At 59.1% G+C, this 21,276-nt stretch carries 19 protein-coding genes; 4 read left to right on the forward strand and 15 right to left on the reverse strand.

Features of this window, described 5'->3' with window-relative positions; translation table 11 throughout:
- Nucleotide 1: 1 nt before the first annotated feature.
- The 14 genes from tssJ to tssA form a co-directional block, all read right to left on the reverse strand.
- Complete coding sequence (gene tssJ, locus QR290_RS00360; RefSeq protein ID WP_011336587.1) at nucleotides 2-502, reverse strand: type VI secretion system lipoprotein TssJ; 501 nt, start codon at nucleotides 500-502, stop codon at nucleotides 2-4.
- Nucleotides 503-507: 5 nt separating this feature from the next.
- A complete protein-coding gene (gene tagH / locus QR290_RS00365) occupies nucleotides 508-1,701 on the reverse strand; it encodes a type VI secretion system-associated FHA domain protein TagH (RefSeq protein WP_115079714.1) in 1,194 nt (397 codons plus the stop codon).
- Nucleotides 1,702-1,719: 18 nt separating this feature from the next.
- Nucleotides 1,720-1,860 carry a hypothetical protein gene (locus QR290_RS00370; RefSeq protein ID WP_003229566.1) on the reverse strand — a complete coding sequence of 47 codons (141 nt, stop codon included), beginning with the start codon at nucleotides 1,858-1,860 and terminating at the stop codon, nucleotides 1,720-1,722.
- Between the two features lie 93 nt (nucleotides 1,861-1,953).
- Entirely contained in the window at nucleotides 1,954-3,480 is a 1,527-nt protein-coding gene (locus QR290_RS00375; protein WP_115079715.1) for a sigma-54 interaction domain-containing protein, read from the reverse strand.
- Between the two features lie 10 nt (nucleotides 3,481-3,490).
- Nucleotides 3,491-6,148 carry a type VI secretion system ATPase TssH gene (gene tssH / locus QR290_RS00380; RefSeq protein WP_115079716.1) on the reverse strand — a complete coding sequence of 886 codons (2,658 nt, stop codon included), beginning with the start codon at nucleotides 6,146-6,148 and terminating at the stop codon, nucleotides 3,491-3,493.
- Between the two features lie 11 nt (nucleotides 6,149-6,159).
- Complete coding sequence (gene tssG / locus QR290_RS00385) at nucleotides 6,160-7,167, reverse strand: type VI secretion system baseplate subunit TssG (protein WP_007954381.1); 1,008 nt, start codon at nucleotides 7,165-7,167, stop codon at nucleotides 6,160-6,162.
- Nucleotides 7,131-8,918, reverse strand: a complete 1,788-nt coding sequence (tssF, locus tag QR290_RS00390) for a type VI secretion system baseplate subunit TssF (protein ID WP_115079717.1) — start codon at nucleotides 8,916-8,918, stop codon at nucleotides 7,131-7,133. The genes tssG and tssF overlap by 37 nt, the downstream gene beginning before the upstream one ends.
- Nucleotides 8,919-8,979: 61 nt before the next feature.
- Nucleotides 8,980-9,393 (reverse strand): hypothetical protein, encoded by a 414-nt coding sequence (locus tag QR290_RS00395; protein WP_115079718.1) that lies wholly within the window; start codon nucleotides 9,391-9,393, stop codon nucleotides 8,980-8,982.
- On the reverse strand, nucleotides 9,393-10,331 hold the full coding sequence (locus QR290_RS00400; RefSeq protein WP_115079719.1) for a DUF6402 family protein: 939 nt from the start codon (nucleotides 10,329-10,331) through the stop codon (nucleotides 9,393-9,395). The genes QR290_RS00395 and QR290_RS00400 overlap by 1 nt, the downstream gene beginning before the upstream one ends.
- A gap of 59 nt (nucleotides 10,332-10,390) precedes the next feature.
- Complete coding sequence (locus QR290_RS00405) at nucleotides 10,391-10,915, reverse strand: PAAR domain-containing protein (RefSeq protein WP_115079720.1); 525 nt, start codon at nucleotides 10,913-10,915, stop codon at nucleotides 10,391-10,393.
- A gap of 11 nt (nucleotides 10,916-10,926) precedes the next feature.
- Nucleotides 10,927-11,334 (reverse strand): type VI secretion system baseplate subunit TssE, encoded by a 408-nt coding sequence (gene tssE / locus QR290_RS00410; RefSeq protein WP_007954373.1) that lies wholly within the window; start codon nucleotides 11,332-11,334, stop codon nucleotides 10,927-10,929.
- A gap of 9 nt (nucleotides 11,335-11,343) precedes the next feature.
- Complete coding sequence (gene tssC, locus QR290_RS00415; protein WP_007954371.1) at nucleotides 11,344-12,819, reverse strand: type VI secretion system contractile sheath large subunit; 1,476 nt, start codon at nucleotides 12,817-12,819, stop codon at nucleotides 11,344-11,346.
- A 28-nt stretch (nucleotides 12,820-12,847) separates the two neighbouring features.
- Nucleotides 12,848-13,351: a type VI secretion system contractile sheath small subunit gene (tssB, locus tag QR290_RS00420; RefSeq protein WP_003229587.1), complete on the reverse strand. Its 504-nt coding sequence runs from the start codon at nucleotides 13,349-13,351 to the stop codon at nucleotides 12,848-12,850.
- 32 nt (nucleotides 13,352-13,383) lie between these two features.
- Complete coding sequence (gene tssA / locus QR290_RS00425) at nucleotides 13,384-14,946, reverse strand: type VI secretion system protein TssA (protein ID WP_115079721.1); 1,563 nt, start codon at nucleotides 14,944-14,946, stop codon at nucleotides 13,384-13,386.
- Between the two features lie 716 nt (nucleotides 14,947-15,662).
- Here tssA and tssI point away from each other — a divergent pair.
- The 4 genes from tssI (at nucleotide 15,663) to QR290_RS00445 (ending at nucleotide 20,887) form a co-directional block, all read left to right on the forward strand.
- The gene (gene tssI / locus QR290_RS00430; RefSeq protein WP_289204085.1) at nucleotides 15,663-19,022 is read left to right on the forward strand and encodes a type VI secretion system tip protein TssI/VgrG; all 3,360 of its coding nucleotides are present in this window, start codon (nucleotides 15,663-15,665) and stop codon (nucleotides 19,020-19,022) included.
- The gene (locus tag QR290_RS00435; protein ID WP_289204086.1) at nucleotides 19,015-19,683 is read left to right on the forward strand and encodes a DUF2931 family protein; all 669 of its coding nucleotides are present in this window, start codon (nucleotides 19,015-19,017) and stop codon (nucleotides 19,681-19,683) included. The genes tssI and QR290_RS00435 overlap by 8 nt, the downstream gene beginning before the upstream one ends.
- Before the next feature lie 168 nt (nucleotides 19,684-19,851).
- Nucleotides 19,852-20,520, forward strand: coding sequence for a DUF2931 family protein (locus QR290_RS00440; RefSeq protein WP_115079724.1), 669 nt, complete (start codon nucleotides 19,852-19,854; stop codon nucleotides 20,518-20,520).
- Nucleotides 20,521-20,533: 13 nt separating this feature from the next.
- Complete coding sequence (locus tag QR290_RS00445) at nucleotides 20,534-20,887, forward strand: hypothetical protein (protein ID WP_289204087.1); 354 nt, start codon at nucleotides 20,534-20,536, stop codon at nucleotides 20,885-20,887.
- Nucleotides 20,888-20,973: 86 nt separating this feature from the next.
- Here QR290_RS00445 and QR290_RS00450 read toward each other — a convergent pair whose 3' ends face one another.
- On the reverse strand, nucleotides 20,974-21,249 hold the full coding sequence (locus QR290_RS00450) for an HU family DNA-binding protein (RefSeq protein ID WP_003213368.1): 276 nt from the start codon (nucleotides 21,247-21,249) through the stop codon (nucleotides 20,974-20,976).
- Nucleotides 21,250-21,276: the final 27 nt, after the last annotated feature.

The following is a 21,276-nucleotide window of genomic DNA, read 5'->3' on the forward strand; positions in this document are numbered from 1 at the left end:
ATCAGTCATCCGCCTTGGCGAGCACTTCGTTGGTCTTGCGGATACCGGCCTGATCCAGGGTCAGATCAGCTTCGGTGACTTCCAGCGGCGTGATCGGGAACGTGTGGCGCCACTTGGTTTCCGGCAGGTCGCGATAGGCGGCGAGGATGCCGATGAAGCGGCTGCCCTCCTCCACGCTGAGTTTCAGTTCCACGGTTTCACCCGGGCGCAGTTCGAGTTCTTCGCTGGCCACCAGATCCGGGTTGAGGGATTCCTTGGCGCGCTCGTAGAGGCTGAAGAAATCGGCGTTCTCGAAGGTCACCGGGTGCTTGAGTTCGAACAGGCGCACCACGATCGGCGACGGACGACCGTTGAGGTCCGGGTTCAGCTGATCGCTGCCGGTCAGCTTCAGGTTGATCTTGGTCACTTTCGAATACGGCGACAGCGACGAGCAACCGGCGAGCAGCACCAACAGGGTGAGCGCGGTCAGCGTCTTGAAAAAAGCGGTCGAGCGGCGAGACATGCGCATCATCCTTGGTGGTCGGTGTGGAGGGTGGAGATCAGGCGGATCTGTTCTTCGTAGGCCTGGGCGAAGTCGCGGGCCAGCAGGCGCTCGCTCCAGTCGTCGTCCTGACGCAGCGCATGGTGGTAACGGTTGAACGCTCTCCAGCGCCCGCCAGCGGTGGCGAGCAACGGCTTGTTGTCACGCTCGAAACGCAGGGTCAACTGCTCTGGCGAGAAGTGCTCCAGAGTGCCGCGCACCGCCGCACGGCTGGCGGTCAGCAGCGCCACCTGATGCGCCTGCAAGTCGCGGAACGCGCGGGAGATCGCCTGCTCGGCCGGCAAGTGGCCCGGCTTGTTCGGCTGCAACAGGATGTCCAGCGCTTCGCTCGGGTCGACGGCGAATTTCAGCGGATTCTTGTTGGTGCCTTGCACGGTGGTCTGGGCCAGACGCAGTTCGTTCTTCAGCTCGGAACGGGTGCGCAGGCTCTGTTGCAGACCGCCGACGCTCTGACGCAGCAAACGTGCGGCGTTCAGCGCGAGGGCTTCACGCTCGTCGTGGCTGAGGTTCTTCACGTTCACGCCGAGGGCCGCGCCGAATTTATCCCAGAAGGTTTCGCTCTGACGCTCGACCGCTTTCGGTGCCGGCGCAGGTTCCGGCGTGGGCTCGACGATCAGCTCCGGCACCATCAGGCTTTCCATGTCGATGCGCGCGTAGTCGGCGCGCTGACGGGAGTCTTCAGGGTCGGTCACCGGTGCCAGCATTTCCTCGAATTCCGAGTACACGCGCTCTTGCTGTTCCAGCGACTTCAGCGGATCGAGATCGAGGAACGCGTCGTCCGGAATGATGCTGCCGGCGGCGCGTGGCAGGCCGACTTCACCGTCGAAGGTCGCCGGGTCGCGCACCAGTCGTGCGCGAATCTCGAAGTCGCCCAGCACGTAGGTGCTGCCATGCTCGATGCGCACCGGTTCGCCCTTGTGCAGACGCGCGCCGCTGTCGCCATCCTGAACACCGTTGCTGCTGGTGTCGGTCAGGAAAAACGTGCCCTCGCGATAACTCACGATCGCGTGGTGGTTGGACAAGTGACGCTTGCGGTCAGGGATGATCCAGTCGCAGTCCTCGCCCCGCCCGATCACGCCACCGGCCTGTTTGAAGGTCCGCTGGCACAGCTCGGTGGGCACGAACTGCTTGGTGTTCAGCATTTCGAAAACCAATTCCATGTTTGATGCTCCTTGCGGTCACTTGCCGCGATTGACCGCCTGCGGATCACCCAACGGGCGGTAATCGTTATCGTTGAATTTGTAATTGCCGCTGCAACCGCCGAGGCCGCATAGAACGACGAGGGTCAGCAGGACAGCGTGCCAGTGACGAACAGACATCAGAGGGTCTCCAGGTGTAGACAAAGCACAAAGCGCCGACCCTCGCGGGCGGCGCTGAAATAGGTTTTCGAGGTGAATCCGACGGACTTTCGCCTACCCATCGAAATCACCCAGATTGATGTTCAAGCGACCGAGCCGGTACAGCAGCGTGCGGCGCGGCAGGCCCAGTTCCCGGGCGGCGAGCGTCTGATTGCCGTCGTTCTTGCGCAGGCAATCGAGCAGCAGATTGCGCTCGACCGCTTCCAGTCGTTCGCGCAGATTGAGGCCGCAGTGGTCTTCCGTCGCCGGCGCCGATTCCAGGCGCAACGAGAAATGCTCGGCCAGCAACTCGCCGCCCTCGCACAACAGCACCGCCCGCTCGACCAGGCCTTTGAGTTCGCGCACGTTGCCGGGAAAGGTGTAACCGGACAGGTGTTCCAGCGCCGCGTCCGACCAGCGCACCGGATCACGTTGCAGAAAGCTGCAGGCCTTGTCGGCGAAGTGTTTGGCCAGGTCGAGGATGTCGCCTTCGCGCTGACGCAGGGCCGGCAATTCGATCGGGAATTGCGCGAGGCGGTAGTACAGGTCCTCGCGGAATTTGCCTTCGCTGACCAGCACCGACAGATCGCGGTGCGTCGCAGCGATGATGCGCACGTCGATCTTGTGGGTGTCGTTGGAACCCAGCGGGCGGATCTCGCCTTCCTGCAACACGCGCAGCAACTTGGCTTGCAGCGACAGCGGCATGTCGCCGATTTCATCGAGCAACAGAGTGCCGCCGTTGGCCGCGTCGAACAGCCCGGCGCGGTCGCGATCGGCGCCGGTGAACGCACCTTTGCGGTAGCCGAACAGCTCGCTTTCCAGCAGGTTTTCCGGGAACGCCGCACAGTTCTGCACGATGAACGCCTGGGACCGGCGCGGGCCGCAGTCGTGGATCGCCCGCGCAACCACTTCCTTGCCGGTTCCGGTCTCGCCACGCAACAGCACGGTGTAAGGGCTGTGCAGGACTTTGCTGATCAGCGAATAGGTCTGGCGCATCGCCGCGCTCTTGCCGATAAGGCCGTAGCCGCTGGCGCTCGGCAGACTGCGCACGACCGGCGCGGCCGCATCCACTGGCTGGCGCAGACGTTGCAGCAGATGCAGCTGACCAAGCACGAACGAGCCGAGCTGACCGAGGGAATCGGCGAAGCCTTGCAGGTCGACATGCCGACGGCTGGCGCACAGCAGCAGGCCTTCGACAGCCTTCTGCTGGTTGACCAGCGGTACGCACAACAGCGACTGCCACGGCGTGGACGACACCGGCAGAAAACTGGTTTCGTGCAGGCTGCCGCCCAAATCGTCGAAGCACACCACGCGGTTCTGGCACAGGGCGAACTGCAACAGTTGCTCGCCGTTGTAGTCCGCCGGCAGGCTCGCCGCGCTACGCGGCTGCAACACGCCGTCGAGGCATTCGGCATTCATCCCCAGCGACGTGTGCGTGGCGTCCAGCAAGTACAGCTGGGTCAGTTCACAACCGCTCAGCCCGGCCAGACCGCGCACGAAGTCACCCAGCAGCGCAGCACCGTCCGCCGCCCGCGACAGGCTGGCGAACTGCGCCAGCAAGGCTTCGGCATAGAGCAGTGGCTGCGGCACTTGAGTGAACATCACACTCACCTCAGGCGAACTCGCAGGTCACGCTGGCTTCACCGTCGAGCGTCGCATGCACGCGCTTGAGGCTTTCACCGGTGGCCATGGCGTCGAGCAAGCGGTCGGCCACCAGCGGCAGCACGTGCTGGTCGAGCAAGTGGTCGATCAGGCGCGCACCGCTTTCGCTCTGGGTGCAACGCTCGGACAGGTGATCGACGAGGTTCTGGCACCAGCTGAAATCCAGCTGGCGACGGTTCAGGCGCTCGCCCAGACGGCCGAGTTTGATCTCGATCAGCTCGCGGAGCACCGGGCCGCCGACCGGGTAGTACGGCACCACTTTCATCCGCGCCAGCAGCGCCGGTTTGAAGTGTTTGCTGAGCACCGGGCGAATGGTTTCTTCCAGCACTTCGGCGGTCGGGCGCGCGCCGTCTTCGCAGAGATCGCTGATCTTGTCGCTGCCCAGGTTCGAGGTCATCAGGATCAACGTATTGCGGAAGTCGATCTCGCGCCCTTCGCCGTCGTTGGCCACGCCTTTGTCGAAGATTTGATAGAACAGGTTGAGCACGTCCGGATCAGCCTTTTCGACTTCATCGAGCAGCACCACCGAGTACGGCTTCTGGCGTACGGCTTCGGTGAGCATGCCGCCCTCGCCGTAACCGACGTAGCCTGGCGGTGCACCGATCAGGCGGGAAACGGTGTGCTTCTCCTGGAACTCGGACATGTTGATGGTGGTGATGAAACGGTCGCCGCCGTACAGCAGGTCGGCGAGTGCCAGGGCGGTTTCGGTCTTGCCGACGCCGCTCGGGCCGACCAACAGGAACACGCCGACCGGTGCGTCAGGCTTGTTCAGGCCAGCAGCGGTGGCGCGCATCGAGCGATCCAGTGCGTGCACGGCCTGTTCCTGACCACGGATGCGGGTGCGCAGGTCGGTGGCGAAGCTCGCGACCTTGGCGTTGTGCTCGCGGGCCAGTTGCGCCAGTGGCACGCCGGTCCAGGCACTGATCACTTCGGCCACCAGACGCGGGCAGACTTCGAAGCTGACCAGACGCTCCTTGACCTGAGCGGCGGTCAGGGCGCTGTGGGTTTCGTTGAGTTGGGCTTCCAGTGCTTCGACGCTGAGGGCTTCGTCGACTTCGGCAGCGTGAGTTTCGATCACGGTGCCTTCGGCGTCTTCTTCAACAGTCACTGTCGGCTCGACTGCCGCAGCTTCACGAGCCTTGGCCAGTTGCTGACGCAGTTCCAGCAGGCGCTCGGCCAGTTGTTTCTGCTCGGTCCACAGGGTTTCCAGTGCGACCATTTCCGCTTCGGCTTCGTCCAGACGCGCTTCCAGTGCATCCAGCGCTTCGTGGTCGATCAGCAGACCGGCTTCGGCATCGCGGCGCAGGGCCTGACGCTGACGGCCACCTTCAGCCAGTTCGCCACGCAGGCGCTCCAGGCTTTCCGGGGCGGCGGCGAGGCTGATGCGAACACGGGCGCAGGCGGTGTCGAGCACATCGACAGCTTTATCCGGCAGTTGCCGACCGGCCAGGTAACGGGCAGACAGCTCGGCTGCCGAAACCACCGCGTCATCGCGCAGGTAGATGCCGTGGCTCTTTTCGTAGACCTGAGCCAGGCCACGCAGGATGGTCACCGCTTCGCTCACGGTCGGTTCGTGCAGTTGAACCGGCTGGAAGCGACGGGCCAGCGCCGGGTCTTTCTCGAAGTATTTCTTGTACTCGGCCCAGGTGGTCGCGGCGATGGTGCGCAGTTCACCGCGCGCCAGTGCCGGTTTCAGCAGGTTGGCCGCGTCGGAACCGCCAGCGTTGCCGCCTGCGCCGATCAGGGTGTGGGCTTCGTCGATGAACAGGATGATCGGCTTCGGCGAGGCTTTGACCTCGTCGATCACGCCTTTGAGACGACGCTCGAATTCACCTTTGACGCTGGCGCCGGCCTGCAGCAAACCCATGTCCAGCGACAGCAGTTCAACGCCTTTCAAGACCTGCGGCACTTCACCGGCGGCGATGCGCGAGGCCAGGCCTTCGACGATGGCGGTTTTACCGACACCGGCTTCACCGACCACGATCGGGTTGTTCTTGCGGCGACGGGCGAGGATGTCGACCATCTGGCGGATCGCGCCATCGCGGCACAGCACCGGGTCGAGTTTGCCGTCGCGGGCCTGTTGGGTCAGGTTGTGAGTGAAGCGCTCCAGCAGCGATTCGCCCTGGGCGGCCGGTTTGCCGTTGGCCGCTGCCTGAGGCTGTTGCGAGAGGGCAAATTCTTTGAGGCGATCGATGTTCAGTTTGGCGAGCAACGGCTGGTAGCGGCTGCCGGCGTAGCGCATCGGGTTGCGCAGCAGCGCGAGGATCAGGGCTGCGTCTTCGACCGAGGTCTGGCCCAGTTCAAGGTTGGCCACCAGTAGCGCGTCTTGCAGCCACTGCACCAGCTCAGGAGCGAACACCGGGTTGCGCGAAGCGCTGTGCTCGACCCGCGATTGCAGGGCGGCGCTCAGTTCGCCGGCATCAACGTCGGCATCCTGCAGTGCGCGGGAGAGCAGACCGTTCGGGCGCTCCAGCAGGCCCAGCAGCAAGTCTTCGACCAGAATCTTGCTGCCGCCACGGGCAACGCAGCGCTCGGCCGAACGCTCCAGATCGCGACGGGTTTCGGCGTCCAGCGCCTGGATGAGTTGTTGCAGGTCTACGTTGATCATGGCTCACGTCCTTAATGAATTTTGCTGCCCAGGGTGACCACGCCGTCTGCTTTTTCGCAGCCCAGCCAACTGGTCCAACCCAGGCGACAGTCGTTCTTCTCGCCAATGCGCAGTTCGCGGATTTCTTCCGGACGCAGCACCAGGCGGATGTCGTAATCGAGAGGGTCACGCAAGGTGAACCGCACCAGCGCGCAGAGCGGCTGGTAACCGAAACCGATGGGCAGGAATTCGTGGAATCGCTCCCAGTCGAGTTCGGTGATGTGAATGCGGAACTTGCCGCTGCGGTCGCGCACGTGTTCGCCCAGCACCAGGTCTTCACCCAGCACGCTGTTGGCGAAGCCGAGGCGGTTGCGTTGCTCTTCGAGGATCTCCACGCGGCGCTCGATGCACTGCTCGATGACCAGGTCTTCGTGCTTGAAGTAGTAACGCAACACCGCTTCGATCAGCGCCGCCGAGTGCGCCCGCAAACTGAGCAAGCCTAGGTACGGCAGCAGGCGTTTCCAGTTCAGTTCCTTGGCCTTGCGGATCTCGTCGCCGCCGAGGCCGATCAGGGCGAACAGCTGCGACGAGAACGGGTCGACCGCGCCACTCTGGAAGCTCGCGCGATAGCGGTACTTGCGCCAGATCGGCAGCATCAGCCGTTGCAGGCGATGGTGGAACAGGTCGAGGAAATTGCGCGTCGGGTTACCGTCTTCGCTGTCGCCCAGGGCTTGCTCGCCATAGAACGCCGGCAGCGGCGAGCCGGAACCGACCAGGCCGATCAGGTTGAACCGCAGGCGCGCGCGCATCTGCCCGTGCTCTTCGAAAAACTCGACACGATCGACATCGCTGCGCGGAAATCCGAGGCTCGGGTTGGCCTGGAATTCCAGCTGGTCGTACAGGTCGTCTTCGCTCAGGTACGGGTGCGCATCGCGCAGCCGGTCGATCACCAGCAGCACGGCCTGAAACAGCGAGTACTCGCGTATTACCTTCGTCAGCCCGCTTAAAGCAGGGGCTGCAGGCCCATACGTGGTGTCCATTGGTACACCTCTCCCTGTGTGCTTTTTACCCGCAGCTCGTGGAATGAATTGAGACTGGCGTAAAGCGCGAAAAACTCGTTGAGAACCGAGGCGAAGACGAACAGGTCGCCCTCACCGATATACCCTTCCGGGTCGATGGTCAGTTCGGTGCGCAAACCGCGCACCGGCAGACCACGGTGTAACCGGTCCACGTGGTGATGCTTGATGTGCTTGAGGCCGCCGAGCAGGCGCTTGCTGACCTTCTCCGCGTGCTGGTCGTAGTAGCGCGGCAGGTCGTAGGTTTCGAGAATCACCTTCAGTGCATTGACGTCGGCCAGCGACAGATAGTTAAGCGACATGTTGCTGATCAGCTTCCACAGGAAGTCACGGTTCAGCGGCGGCGCGAAACTGGAAGTGGCCGGGGTGATGTTGCGGAAACTCAGAAACTCCGGGGTCTCTTCGCAGGCCATGCAGATCTGCCCGAGCTTGAGTTTGCGCGGCAGGTTCTGGTTGGTGCAGACCAGCTCGATCGACAGGGTTTCGTGGGCTTCGGTGTGGCGGATGCCGAAGCTCAGGTAGGTGTCGAGGCCGTCGTGCAGCAGCGATGAGCGCTGGCGGATGCTGTAATGCGGACGGCTGTTGGGCACGTCGAAACTCGGGTCGTGCTCGAAGGATTCGAACGGCACGTACTCCTGATAACCGAGGCCGCCGGGCTTCCAGCCGGTCACGGTTTCCACCGAGAACACACCGCAGTTTTCCAGATCGAATTCCGCCGGTAGCAGCAGGTATTCATCCTGTTTGCCGTCGAGGCGGATCGGAAGTGCGTCGTGCTTGAACAGGTTGACGATCGGCGTGCAGAACAGCTTCACGTTATCCGTCGTCGGGCGCATGCGCATGATCCCGCTCTTGCGGATATCGAAGCGCAATTCCAGGCCGCGCATCTGCTTGAGGGTGTCTTCCGGCAGCGCCTTGAGGATGTCCAGACCGTGGACATCGACGAACAGGAACTTGTCCTGGAAGGCGAAGTATTCCTGCAGATAGCGATAGCCCCGGAAGGTGTTCAGCGGATACGGGATCAACGCTTCTTCTTCGGCAAAACCCACTGGCTTGACCCGGTCGCCCGGAATCTTGAACGCCATCGGCTTGCCGCTCACACCATCGATTGGCTTGCCGGCGCCGTCGAGCGGAATCAGTTCGATGCCGTCGAGGTTGCGCAGCAGGCTCAGGTAGAGCATCTGGCTGATGTAACGCTCGCCGGCAAAGTGCAGGCGCAGCTTGCTCAGCTCCAGCTCGCCGAGGTGGCCGTCGGCACTCATCTCCAGGCGCAGGCTGAGCAACGAGCCGTCGCCCTTCACCGAGTAGTTCAGCGCGGCCAGATCCAGCGCCATGACTTCGGTCGGGTAGCAGGTGCGGAAGCGGCAGCGCACGTCTTCGATCGGCACACTTTCAATCGGCGTATCGCGCTCGACCTTCAGCGCAGGCCCCGAACGCTTGAGCGGATCGAACTGCAAAATGCTGAACGCCGGCAGCGGGCGCATGTAGTTCGGCCACAGCAACTGCATCAGGGAATGGCTGAGCTCCGGCAGCTCGTCATCGAGCTTCTGGCGCAGCCGCCCGGTCAGAAACGCAAAGCCTTCCAGCAACCGCTCCACATCCGGATCCCGCCCGGCCTGCCCCAGGAACGGCGCCAACGCCGGACTACGCTCGGCGAAACGGCGGCCCAGTTGGCGCAGTGCAGTGAGTTCGCTTTGGTAGTAGTGGTTAAAGGACACGGGTTACCTGCCTGGTAGTGGAACTCATGAAAAAAACAGTGCTTTATAACGAACGCTGAGTTCAATCATTCCCAATGACTTCATAAGGGGTATTGCTGATAAAAAGATTGAGCCAATGCGTTTTCCATTCCGGCATGCGAATGCCGAAGTGCTGGTCTCGTTTGTAGAAATCAATCCAGACAATTCCCACAACCCCGGCGTCTTCGTGAGAGCGCATGTCCACAGAGCTACGGTCATACAAAGGAGAACGAAATACTGCATTCGAATCTCTTTTGTCGGTAATTCGCAAGTAAGCCAGGTTATCAAAGGGTACGAGAGGACCTCTGACGGAAACATTTTCAATAAGATAGTTCCCTGACTCACTAAGTACAGAACTGCTGGCTCCGCGCTCAAGTACACTTTTCAAGGAAACAACAAAAACACTGATCGCAACAATCAGGAAAAAGAGTACCCATGCGCCTCTTCTGACTTTCATCAACTCTTCACCAGCTCAATGGAAACAGGAGCGATACTTTCGTAAAAAATATCGGAAAAAAGTTTGAAGTCCCCACCTTTGGCATGAAGCTTTCTGTATTCCACAAAATGTTTGTTTTGAATGAAGAAAAATCGCTTGTTTGCCAATTCCACAAACCGCTTCTCTGACGCGTCACTCATTCCAAAGAGGGAAGACTGCACAATCCCGGAGGTTTCTTGATCAATGGCCATATTCTGCGCGTTGGCCTCGATGACTCCGGCGACTCCATCGAAATTCCAGTACCCGAGCGGCTGACTGATGAAGTCATCACCGTCATTAAAGTCATAGTTGTCTTCGACGTAATAGCCCAAGCGATCTGCAACAAACACGATTTTTTTGTCAAAGACGTTTACAACGCCTTCGGCGATAACACGCATGTTGAAATTTGCCAATGCCCCACGCAGCTCGTCCAGTTCACCGCCACCCAACTGACTAAACTTAACGGCGCGTGAGTTGAAGTAGCCAAACTTCTCGGCTGCACGCCCCTTGCCATTGAACTTTACTGGATAACAACCAGGCCCGGACTTGCCAAACGCCCGCAAGATATTTGTCTTAATTTCAGGCATGGCTTTGTCGTTATTCCACGCCCCTTTCAACACTTGTCGGGTATCACTGGGCTTCTTGAACTTAAGCACCCAGTCCATCTTGACTATATCTTCCTCGATATATTGCTCAGGCATTGGCCGGGTGTGTTCTTTCTCCTCTTTCTCCATTCCGCCACTGGCATTTTTCCAGGGTTCACCTTTAAACCAATGACGCATCAATGCTGCAGCCACGGGCCACTTCATCTTATCCATTGCAGCTGGGATATCGCTCACTTTGAAAAGACGCACAACGGTAGACTTTCCAGTTTTATTGCTCGCCGGAGTCAAACTAGATGCCACTACTGTGTCTGCCATTTCAGAATCCTCAACTCACACCAGAATCAAAAGTTCATTTCCAGAAACCAGCCTGGCGTTCAGGCGATCATTACTTCTGTTTGCTGCTCAATCACCAACTCCAGGGCTTCAGCTTGATCCGAAGAAATTTTCTGGGTCTTTCCATCGGCACCGGTAACGCCATTGATGATTTTTCCTGAAGCGGTTTTCAGCGTGTATGCAACGCCAGCCAATGGTTTCCCGCTGTCCTGACAATTGATTACGAAGTGCTCGTTGAACGGCCACTGAATCTCTACCGGCAACGGCGGCACAAACGGCGCCGGCGAATGCGAATTGCCGATAATCACCGTCCCTGATCCGGCCGTGACTTTATTGCCGTGAGAACCAACCGAACCAACGGTGGCAGCCGGCTTGCCATTGATCAGAACCGTCGTCGCCAGATCGCCGACCAATGCACCACCACACGCCGAGGCATCGCCCTGGCGGGCCGCCGGCAGGCCGTCGAAGAATACGTCGCCGGAGCCGGCGGCGATCGGGTTGGTGCCGTGGCCGGGGAGCGGGCAAGCGGTGGGGTCGGATACGCGTGCTGCAGGTTTGCCAGACATCGGGGTTCTCCTTAGTTGACCTTCACTTGACCGCTGCCATCCAGGCGCGCGGCGAAACTGACCTGGCGCTTGAAACCCTCGACTTCCAGCAGGCCTTCGATGCTGAAGGCCAGGCGAAGCTGGTCGTGGTCACGCGGCAGGGAAATGACACGCACGTTGCTCAGGCGCGGTTCGTAGGCTTCGATGAAGCTTTCGATGGCCAGGCGGGCCTGACTCAGGGAGTCGTGCAGGCTCAGGCGCATGTCATTGAGATCGGGCAACCCGTAGTCGGACAGCGTTTGCACGCTGCCGGCCCGGGTGCTGAGCATTTTGGCCAGATGGGCAGCCACCGACGCCATGGCCGAAGCCTCAAGGCTCCTGCCCTTGCGTAGTTCCGCGTCGCCGTTGAGGCGTTCGAAGAGGCTGCCGTATCCGTCCATGAGTCGCTCTTACTCTTTGTCCAGCTTGCCAACCAGCGACAGGGTGAAATCGGCACCCATGTACTTGAAGTGCGGACGCACGTTCAGGCTGACGCGGTACCAGCCCGGCTCGCCTTCAACGTCGCTGACGATCACTTGCGCAGCGCGCAGCGGACGACGGCCACGTACTTCGGCGCTCGGGTTTTCCTGGTCGGCCACGTACTGGCGGATCCACTTGTTCAGTTCCAGCTCGAGGTCGGTACGCTCTTTCCACGAACCGAGTTGCTCGCGCTGCAGCACTTTCAGATAGTGAGCCAGGCGGTTGACGATCATCATGTACGGCAGTTGGGTGCCGAGCTTGTAGTTCAGCTCTGCCGCCTTGCCTTCTGCGCTGATGCCGAAGAACTTCGGCTTCTGCACCGAGCTTGCGGAGAAGAACGCCGCGTTGTCGGAGCCTTTACGCATGGTCAGGGAGATGAAGCCTTCCTCGGCCAGTTCGTATTCACGACGGTCGGAAACCAGAACTTCGGTAGGAATCTTGGTTTCGATTTCGCCCATGCTTTCGAAGTGGTGCAGTGGCAGGTCTTCAACGGCGCCGCCGCTCTGTGGGCCGATGATGTTCGGGCACCAGCGGAATTTGGCGAAGCTGTCGGTCAGCTTGGTGCCGAACGCGTAAGCGGTGTTGCCCCACAGGTAGTGCTCGTGGCTGTTGGCAACGTTTTCCTTGTACACGAACGATTTGACCGGGTTCTCTTCCGGGTCGTACGGGTTACGCAGCAGGAAACGCGGAACGGTCAGGCCAACGTAGCGGGAGTCTTCCGAGGTACGGAAGCTCTGCCATTTGGTGAATTGCGGGCCTTCGAAGTGATCTTTCAAATCCTTCAGGTCCGGCAGACCGGTGAAGCTTTCCAGGCCGAAGAATTTCGGACCGGCAGCGGCGATGAACGGCGCGTGGGACATGCAGGCTACGCTGGACACGTACTGCATCAGTTTCACGTCCGGCGAGCTTGGGGACAGGTAGTAGTTGGCGATGATCGCGCCAACCGGCTGACCACCGAACTGGCCGTATTCAGCGGTGTAGATGTGCTTGTACAGGCCCGACTGCATCACTTCCGGCGAATCTTCGAAATCGTCCAGCAGGTCGTCCTTGGAGACGTTGAGGATTTCGATCTTGATGTTTTCGCGGAAGTTGGTGCGGTCGACCAGCAGTTGCAGGCCACGCCACGACGATTCCAGCGCCTGGAAGTCCGGGTGGTGCAGGATTTCGTCCATCTGACGGCTGAGCTTGGCATCGATCTCGGCGATCATGCGGTCAACCATGGCTTTCTTGACCGGCTCACCGTTGTTCTGCGGCTTGAGCAGCTCTTCGATGAACGCCGACACACCGCGCTTGGCGATGTCGTAGGCTTCGTCGTCCGGCGTCAGGCGGGTTTCGGCGATGATGCTGTCGAGGATGCTGTATTCGCCGTTTTCTGCGGCGTTCTGTTGTGCTGCGCTAGTGCTCATTGTGTTGGCTTCCTTGGCTGCTGTGGGCTCAGGCGTCCGGGGCTGCGGCGTTCAGGCCCAGCTCACCGAGTACGCGACCGCGGGATTCGTCGTCGGCGAGCACGCCTTCGATGGCTTTACGGAACGCAGGTGCGTTACCCAGCGGGCCTTTGAGGGCCACCAGCGCGTCGCGCAGTTCCATCAGTTTTTTCAGCTCAGGCACTTGCTCGACCAGGCTGGCCGGGTTGAAGTCCTTCATGGAGTTGACGCGCAGTTGCACAGCCAGCTCGTCGGCCTCGCCATCTTCCTGCAGACGGTTCGGCACGCTCAGCGTCAGACCCAGCTCTTGCTTGGCCAGCACTTCGTCGAAGGTCATCTTGTCGATGCTGATCGGCTTGCGATCCTCGATCTTGCGATCGTCCTTGCGGTGGGTGTAGTCACCGATTGCCAGCAGCTTCAGCGGCAGTTCAATCTCTTCCTGAGCACCGCCGGTGGCGGGTTTGAAGGTGACGTTGATGCGTTCCTTGGGGGCTACCGAGCCTTCTTTGGCCATGGCTTTTCTCCTTGCGGTTGTGGCCCTGGGGCCTATTCGAGTACCACTTCGAGATCGAGGTGGCACAGCCTGCGATAAATCTCTTCCTTGCGTTCACGTACGGCATGGTTCTGCGGTAACAACTCGCAGCAACTGTGCAGCAGGTGCAGCACTTCCAATGCAAGATCGGGCTCCCAGGCGTGCAGGCCTGAGTCCTGTAATGTCTGATCGAGGGTTTCGAGCTGGTTCTTGGCGAGTTCGTATTTCTTGGCCAGGAAGCACAGCCGCGCGAGGGCGAACTGCCAGAAGAAGCGTTCGCGGCCGCCGTGCGCCGATTGCAGACCCTGCTTGAGGATCTGCACGGCAGGCTTGAGGCCTTCCTTGCGCAGGATCGGCTGGACTTCTTCGAGGGCCTTTTCCCAGGCCGGCTGGGTTTCGACGTTCTCGGTCTCGACCTTGCGCGGCGCGCTGGCGCTTTGCAGGTGCGGCATGACGTTGCCGGCGATCCACGCCCGGGTGGACGGATCGGCGAACGGCGCGCCGTCATGGAAACGCAGCTCGATGATGCCGGGCAGGCGCTGAATCAAAAGCGCGAAGTGGATTTCCACTTCGCGCATGGCCAGCTCGGCGTTGAGGTTCTGGAGACACTCCCAGACCATCCTCTGGCCATCGAACCAGAACGGCGCCTTCGCCAGGCTCGCCTCCAGCTCCACCAGCAGGTCGGCGTATTTGCCCTGGTCGAAACGGTCCTGATACTGCTTGAGCTTGTCGGCCGGCAACCCGCGCAGCACGGTGATCTGCTCGGCGTTGCGCTCGGGCACCGCGTCGATCGTCATCCACAGCAAGGTGCGGTTGAGGCGCAGGGCGCGCAAGTCGGTGGCCTTCTGCTTGAGCCACCAGGCGCACAACGGGCGGGCGCTTTCCTGTTGGGCACGCAGTGCCTTGTGGGCTTCTTTCTCGTTGTCGATCGGCGCACCGGGGGCCAGCAACTGGCTGGCGGCCTGCTTGACCTGCGCCACCGCCGCGCCCACCACGCTAGGGGCCGGCTGGTTGTCGGCGGCGCGCTGGATCATGGTTTTCAGACGACGGGAAAGCGGCAGCAACAGCGGCGCATCATCGCCCAGGTGCTCGGTGCAGGCGGCGTCGAGACCGGACAGGTGCTCGGACAACTGCCGGAACATCGGCAGCTGTTCCTTGATTGCGATGTTCTCGGTGATGACCTGCTCAAGACGCGGTACCAGCCAGCCAATGGCGGCGGCCCGGGTGCGAGGTTTGAGCGGGTGGACCTCGGCCCAGTTGTTTTCCGACAAGTGGTGCAGCAAACCGAGGCCGGCCAGCAGGCCGGGGAAGGATTCACGCTGGTACAGCGACCACGTCAGCCAGGCGCCGACACGCAAATCCTTGGATTGGGTACGCAGGAGGTTTTCGCTGTTTTCGCGAATTTTCAGCCAGTCGATCTGCCCGCTTTCGTGCATCGACGAGGCTTTGGCCAGCTCGCTTTCCAGCGCCTCGAATTCGCTCGAGAAACGAACGTCTTCGCCCGCAAAATTCTCTTTGGAAACAGAGACTTTAGCGAGTTCGAGGTAATGGGCGGAAAGTTTGCTTGAGTAGGACATCCATGGCCTTTATTTGGATTACGGTCGTGCGCCTATTGGAATTGCAGCGGCGCGGGACAGTATCGAAGAGCAGTGAGAAGACTCATCCAATTGAGTGTGTGCTCTTTCAAGTGGGCGCATCGTAATCACTATGATGGCCACTAGCAAGCATCTGATTAAACAACAAGACGAAGTGTTCATTGGGGTGTGTAGGAGATCGCCCTATATGTCGCAGGGGTTTCCCTGATATCGGTTTATATTTCACATTTTCGGCCTGGTGCCCCGTAAGCATTGATCTAGAGCGCCCCGTGAAAGCCAGCAACAGTGGTGGCACGCCCGTTCCATAAATACGGATGAAAGCATGACAAAAACGGAAAAAATTTGAAGTAGGACGCTTCCGAAAATACACGCTCATCTATTAACAAATGACCGGCGACAACTGCAAACAATAAAAGTGCCATCAAATTGATGGCAATTCATATGTTGAATATTGTTGGAATACCTGCGCAGACGGGACTATCACAGGGTTTCCTTATCGACTTGAATCACTTTCCCACAGGCATTTCCCACAACCCTGGCGCTGTTTTACAACGCGGAATGTTCCGACTTAAACCAGGGACTCTTCTTACATAAATTTGTTTCACGCCTTGTTAGCGTGCCCGGCAATGTTCGCGTGCGCTGACCAGGGAGGGTTTCGACATCACGCCAAATTTCCCTCTCTGCTTAAGGACAAGCGTATGTCTGGAGCTGTCAGTTCTGCGCGCTTTACGTTGCAGATTCCCGCCGTTCGCAACGACTTCAAGGTGTTGGCTTTCGAGGGTTCCGAGGCCGTCAGCACGCTGTATGCCATCAAGGTAGAACTGGTCTGCGAGGTTCATGATTTCGACATGGAACCTTTGCTTGGTCAGCCGGCGTTACTGTGCTTCGGACTGGATGGCGAAGGTATTCACGGGTGCATCGAGGATGTACAGGCCGGCGAGTCGGGAAAGCGCCTGTCGCACTATGGCCTGACACTGGTTCCAGTCCTCCACTATTTGCAGTTCAGTCACGATCAACAGATCTTCCAGAACCAGACTGTCCCGCAAATCATCACCCAAGTGCTCAAACGTCACGGCATCCTTGCCGATGCGTTCAGGTTCCATGTCCAGACCTTGCCACCACGTGCGTACTGCACCCAGTACGGTGAAAGCGATTTCGAGTTCATCCAGCGCCTGTGCGCCGAAGACGGCATCACATGGCATCACCAGCACTCTGTGGAGAGGCATTTGCTGGTGTTCACCGATGACACGGTGTTCCTGCCGACATTGCACGCAACAACCTACCGGCACGACAGCGCGATGGTGGCGGAGCACCCGGTGGTCCACCGGTTTTCCTGGCGCGCCCGAACACGTACCAGCCGCGTCACCCGTCGGGACTACGATCTGAAGCGCCCGCACCTGTTGCTTGAAACCCGCTTTGTCGCCGATTTCACACCCGGACTTGAGGACTATCGCTATCCGCTGGCGATGGAGAACGAAAAGCGCGGCAAACAACTTGCCCGTCAGGCCCTGGAACGCCATCGCGCCGACTATGAAACAGCCGAGGGTCAGAGCAACCAGCCAACCCTGCGCTGTGGCCACCTGTTCGAACTGACCGAACATCCCCGCAAGCAATGCAACGAGCTGTGGCAATTACTCGAAGTCACGCACATCGGGCGACAACCTCAAGTTCTGGAGGAACACGCCACAAACGAAACCACTACTGCAGGCGGTTTTACCCAGGGATATCGCAACAGCTTCCGCGCCATACCTGCCGAAGTGGTTTTCCGCCCTCCACTGCCTGCGCGCCGGCCACCGTTGGTGAGCCAGGCGGCTCGGGTAACCGGGCCAAAAGGTGAAGAGATCTACTGCGATGAGTTCGGTCGCGTGAAGATCGAATTCCACTGGGACCGGGCCGAGCTGAACTGCGAACGCAGCAGTTGTTGGGTACGAGTGTCGTCGAACTGGGCCGGAAACGGTTTTGGCGCAATGACCCTTCCCCGCGTCGGAATGGAAGTCGTGCTGACATTTCTGGAGGGCGATCCCGATCAACCACTGATTACCGGCTGTGTGATCAACAAGGTCACGCCCGCGCCTTACAAGCTGCCCGAGCACAAGACCCGAACCGTGTTGCGCAGTCGCAGCTCACCCGACACCGGTGGCTACAACGAACTGACGCTAGAAGACCGTGCCGGCCAGGAACTGGTTTACCTGCGCGCCCAACGCGACATGGAGCGGCAGATCCTCCACGACAGTCGACTGGAGGTCGGACGCGATCGACGGGAAAGCATCCAGGGCAGCAGCCAGACATCTGTCGGCAAGGTCATTGCCGTCGAGGCGGGACAGCACGTGCAGATCAAGGCCGGTGCCAATGTGGTGCTGGATGCGGGCGCCAGCATCACGCTGAAAGCGGGCGGTCATCACATCGTGATCGACGAGGGCGGGATCTTCAGCAGTACCGAGATTGTGACGGGCGGCGAGGTATCCAGGGATGAATCTGCCAAGCGTTTCGTGTCGCAGGCCACGGGTAATCCGGCAGCGAGACAGACGAACGCCTCGCAACCCTCCCCCGAGGAAAGCGAGCTCGAAGAAGAGGAAGAAGAAGTCGAGCTGGAGGATGAAACGCCCGCCGGAATTACGTTGCGGGTTGGCGTGTTTTTCGATGGGACGGGGAACAACAAGGCCAACAGCGAAACGGTCGCGGCTTGCTATGCGCCAGATGCCAATCTGGCGGAGGCGGCCGAAGAGATTCAGAAGCACTGCGCCACTTATGGCTATGACGGAAATGGCAACTCGCCGGATAACAGTTATGGGAATGATGTGAGCAACATTGTGCGGTTGCATGAGCTGTATACGGACCATGCCTTCGAGGTATTACCGGAGAAAACAAAGCAGGCTTCCTTGCGCGTATACGTCGAAGGCATCGGTACGACAGCTGATGGAGGCGATTCACTTTACGCCCAGGCAACCGGCCGAGGCGAAACGGGTGTCCTGGCTCGTGTGGAGCAGAGCCCTGAAAAAATCATTAAGCAAATGCGGGTACTGATAAAAAACAACCCCAACGCGCAAATAGAAAGAATCGAGTTCGATATTTTCGGTTTCAGTCGAGGCGCCGCCGCTGCACGGCACTTCGCAAACGAGGTGCTCAAAGGCAAGGGCAGCATTCTTGCAAAGGCGCTGCCAGCGGGCTCTCCGTCTTTAGCAAGTAGCTTTGACTGGGATCCACAATCAAGTATCAGCATCAATTTCATTGGTCTGTTTGATACCGTCGCGGCAATCACCAATCCATGGTTGCTCGACTTCACAGGCGCCAACAGCAGAAATCCCGGGCTGGACTTGAAGCTGCCTGATGGTTGCGCCAACAAAGTGGTGCATCTGGTGGCCCGTGATGAACATCGCGAGAACTTTGCCCTTAACAGCCTGGGTGAGATTGATCTGGTTTTACCCGGCGCCCACTCGGATCTGGGAGGTGGTTATCTGCCCAGAGCCAGGGAGAAGCTTCTGTTGAGCAGTCCGGTCACCAGCACCATCAACCGAAACCACGAAGCGACCCGTAGCGCAGCCTACGTCGTTGCCGAAAAGGAGGCGTTTGCCTGGTATACGAAAGGCGTCATCGAAGATGACGCTCCAGGCAATCAACTGCGGGTTGCACTCTGGGAGACCCCTGTAATTCAAAGATTGGAAAGGGGCAGATCCACACCGTATCCCCAGAAGCGGGTTTATGCTGCGGCCATGATTGAACGCCCGGTACACGGTGAGTTGTCGCTGGTGTATCTACGCATCATGCGTGAGCTTGGAGTCAGACATGGTGTGCCATTTGAAGCGATTGACGAAAACGATTCAAAACTTTCGCTGCCTGAGGAACTGATCCCGATCCACACCAAGCTTGAGGCTTATGCGCTTGGAAATTCATCCGTTGAGGGACTGACCATCAAAGAACGGGCTTTGTTACGCAGCCGCTATATCCATCTTTCTGCGCACTGGAACGCAGCCAAAGATTTCAACAACAGCAACATGAGCATTGTTTTCATAAACCGACCGACTAAAAGCAAACAACGAGTGGTACACCCCCATGAATAAATTCACTCGGCCCATCAAAAAAAACACGGGGTTCGTCTTCGGATTGCTGTTGGTGCTTTGCACTCAAAGCCACGCACAACCGATCACCAAGCGGCCCTGGTACCTCGGCTTCGGAGCACCCGCCTACATGGAGGTCTGGATTGAAACGGCCGACGTGGTGGATATCCGTGAACGTGTATTCAAACGCGCCGGCGCCGGGATTGCCTCGGTGAACACCCCCGCCGACAACAAGGGCAAGCCCGCAGGCTGGCCTGACAGCCCCGGCAGCGGCGCCGGACGTGACGTCACCGGTGCCGATCTTCCCCGCTTGATCTATGTGCGATGGCAATCACTGGCTGAGCCTCAAACTTATGAGGCCTACATTGTGATTCCCGAGTCTGCGCGGGAAATCATGCGAAAACCGGAAAAGGCGTACTGCAGACTGGATGGCAAATGGATCACGGACTACCGCGATCGCATAGGTATCGGCTTGGCGCCCGGCGGCATTGCCAAGGTGTGGCTAAGCGGGCCGTGCTTGAGGTCAGTCGAAACTACCCGAGTCGAAGGAACTATCAATCCCAAAGGTCCCTATGACGGTAAATCCGGAGGTAAACATCGACCTCTCAAAGACGCATCCAAAACCTACATCGAAAAATACGGCATCCCCTTCGGGAGCTGGTAAGGCATCACATCCCCTTCAGTCAGTGGTGCGACCGTTCATTGTCGTTACGCAGTCGCTATATCCATCTTCCTGCGCACTGGAACGCAGCCAAAGATTTCAACAACAGCGACATAAGCATTGTTTTCATAAACCGACCGACAAAAGACAAACAACGAGTGATACACCCCCATGAATAAATTCACTCGGTCCATCAAAAAAAACACGGGATTCGTCTTCGGATTGCTGTTGGTACTTTGCAGTCAAAGCCACGCACAACCCATCACCAAACGGCCCTGGTACCTCGGCTTCGGAGCACCGGCCTACATGGAGGTCTGGATTGAAACGGCCGACGTGGTGGATATACGTGAACGTGTGTTCAAACGCGCCGGCGCCGGGATTGTCTCGGTAAACACCCCAGCCGACAACAAGGGCAAGCCTGCGGGCTGGCCAGAAAGCCCCGGTAGCGGCTCGGGGCGTCACGTCACCGGAGCCGATCTCCCCCGTTTGATCTATGTGCGTTGGCAATCCTTGGCAGAGCCTCAAACCTATGAGGCCTACATTGTGATTCCCGAATCTGCGCGGGAAATCATGCGCAAGCCGGAAAAGGCGTACTGCAAACTGGATGGTAAATGGATCACGGATTACCGCGACCGCGTAACTATTGGCTTGGCGCCCGGGGGAATTGCCAAGGTGTGGCTGAGGGGGCCGTGCTTGAAGCCAGTAGAAATTACCCGAGTCGAAGGAACTATCAATCCCAAAGGTCCCTATGACGGTAAATCCGGAGGTAAACATCGACCTCTCAAAGACGCATCCAAAACCTACATCGAAAAATACGGCATCCCCTTCGGAAGCTGGTAAGGAGCAATAACTCATGGAATTGAAACCACTGTTTCTCACAGCACTGCTGTTGCTGCCCACTACGCATGTGTCTGCAGACGCCCCGCCGCTGGACGGTCATTATTATCTTCAAGGTGCCATGGAAATGGGCGCGGAACTGCTGCTGCGCAAGGACGGAACCTTTGACGCAGGCGTGGCGTATGGCAGCGCTGACGGCTTTGCCAAAGGCACATGGCATGTAGAAAACAGCACATTGACACTGAAAAGCGAAACCAAAGCCTCTTCCAGCAACGATTTATCCGCTTTGTTTGAGGATCTGCAACTCGCCATCGAACCCAATTGCCTGGCAGTGGATTTCGGCAACGGCAAAGCTTGTTTTCGGAAATAATCCAGACACAAAAAATGGGCATCCGACCGCAATCGGTATGCCCATTTTTCATGCAGCGCGCCCGGCTGACCGGGCGTGCGCCGCAATTATGGATTAACGCTGTCTTTCAACGATTTACCTGGCTTGAACGCAACAGTGTTGCTGGCCTTGATCTTCACCGGTTCACCGGTTTGCGGGTTTTTGCCGGTGCGGGCACCGCGGTGGCGTTGCAGGAAGGTGCCGAAGCCCACCAGCGTGACGCTGTCCTTGCGGTGCAGGGCGCCGGTGATTTCTTCGAGAACGGCGTTGAGAACGCGGTTGGCCTGCTCTTTGGTCAGATCCGCTTTTTCAGCGATTGCAGCGGCGAGTTCTGGTTTACGCATTAGTGAAGCCCCTTTGACGGTTTTTTG

Origin of the sequence: Pseudomonas fluorescens (assembly GCF_030344995.1) — a bacterium.
In the GTDB taxonomy this organism is placed as follows: Bacteria; Pseudomonadota; Gammaproteobacteria; order Pseudomonadales; family Pseudomonadaceae; genus Aquipseudomonas; species Aquipseudomonas fluorescens_BF.

What these genes read in the sequence shown, in the direction of transcription:
- QR290_RS00445 (WP_289204087.1), top strand. Translation starts at nt 20,534, where the DNA reads ATGGAATTGAAACCACTGTTTCTCACAGCACTGCTGTTGCTGCCCACT.
- QR290_RS00400 (WP_115079719.1), bottom strand. Translation starts at nt 10,331, where the DNA reads ATGGCAGACACAGTAGTGGCATCTAGTTTGACTCCGGCGAGCAATAAA.
- QR290_RS00395 (WP_115079718.1), bottom strand. Translation starts at nt 9,393, where the DNA reads ATGAAAGTCAGAAGAGGCGCATGGGTACTCTTTTTCCTGATTGTTGCG.
- tssH (WP_115079716.1), bottom strand. Translation starts at nt 6,148, where the DNA reads ATGATCAACGTAGACCTGCAACAACTCATCCAGGCGCTGGACGCCGAA.
- tssB (WP_003229587.1), bottom strand. Translation starts at nt 13,351, where the DNA reads ATGGCCAAAGAAGGCTCGGTAGCCCCCAAGGAACGCATCAACGTCACC.
- QR290_RS00450 (WP_003213368.1), bottom strand. Translation starts at nt 21,249, where the DNA reads ATGCGTAAACCAGAACTCGCCGCTGCAATCGCTGAAAAAGCGGATCTG.
- tagH (WP_115079714.1), bottom strand. Translation starts at nt 1,701, where the DNA reads ATGGAATTGGTTTTCGAAATGCTGAACACCAAGCAGTTCGTGCCCACC.
- QR290_RS00435 (WP_289204086.1), top strand. Translation starts at nt 19,015, where the DNA reads ATGAATAAATTCACTCGGCCCATCAAAAAAAACACGGGGTTCGTCTTC.
- tssE (WP_007954373.1), bottom strand. Translation starts at nt 11,334, where the DNA reads ATGGACGGATACGGCAGCCTCTTCGAACGCCTCAACGGCGACGCGGAA.
- tssI (WP_289204085.1), top strand. Translation starts at nt 15,663, where the DNA reads ATGTCTGGAGCTGTCAGTTCTGCGCGCTTTACGTTGCAGATTCCCGCC.
- tssC (WP_007954371.1), bottom strand. Translation starts at nt 12,819, where the DNA reads ATGAGCACTAGCGCAGCACAACAGAACGCCGCAGAAAACGGCGAATAC.
- QR290_RS00405 (WP_115079720.1), bottom strand. Translation starts at nt 10,915, where the DNA reads ATGTCTGGCAAACCTGCAGCACGCGTATCCGACCCCACCGCTTGCCCG.
- QR290_RS00440 (WP_115079724.1), top strand. Translation starts at nt 19,852, where the DNA reads ATGAATAAATTCACTCGGTCCATCAAAAAAAACACGGGATTCGTCTTC.
- tssG (WP_007954381.1), bottom strand. Translation starts at nt 7,167, where the DNA reads ATGGACACCACGTATGGGCCTGCAGCCCCTGCTTTAAGCGGGCTGACG.
- tssA (WP_115079721.1), bottom strand. Translation starts at nt 14,946, where the DNA reads ATGTCCTACTCAAGCAAACTTTCCGCCCATTACCTCGAACTCGCTAAA.
- QR290_RS00370 (WP_003229566.1), bottom strand. Translation starts at nt 1,860, where the DNA reads ATGTCTGTTCGTCACTGGCACGCTGTCCTGCTGACCCTCGTCGTTCTA.
- tssJ (WP_011336587.1), bottom strand. Translation starts at nt 502, where the DNA reads ATGTCTCGCCGCTCGACCGCTTTTTTCAAGACGCTGACCGCGCTCACC.
- QR290_RS00375 (WP_115079715.1), bottom strand. Translation starts at nt 3,480, where the DNA reads ATGTTCACTCAAGTGCCGCAGCCACTGCTCTATGCCGAAGCCTTGCTG.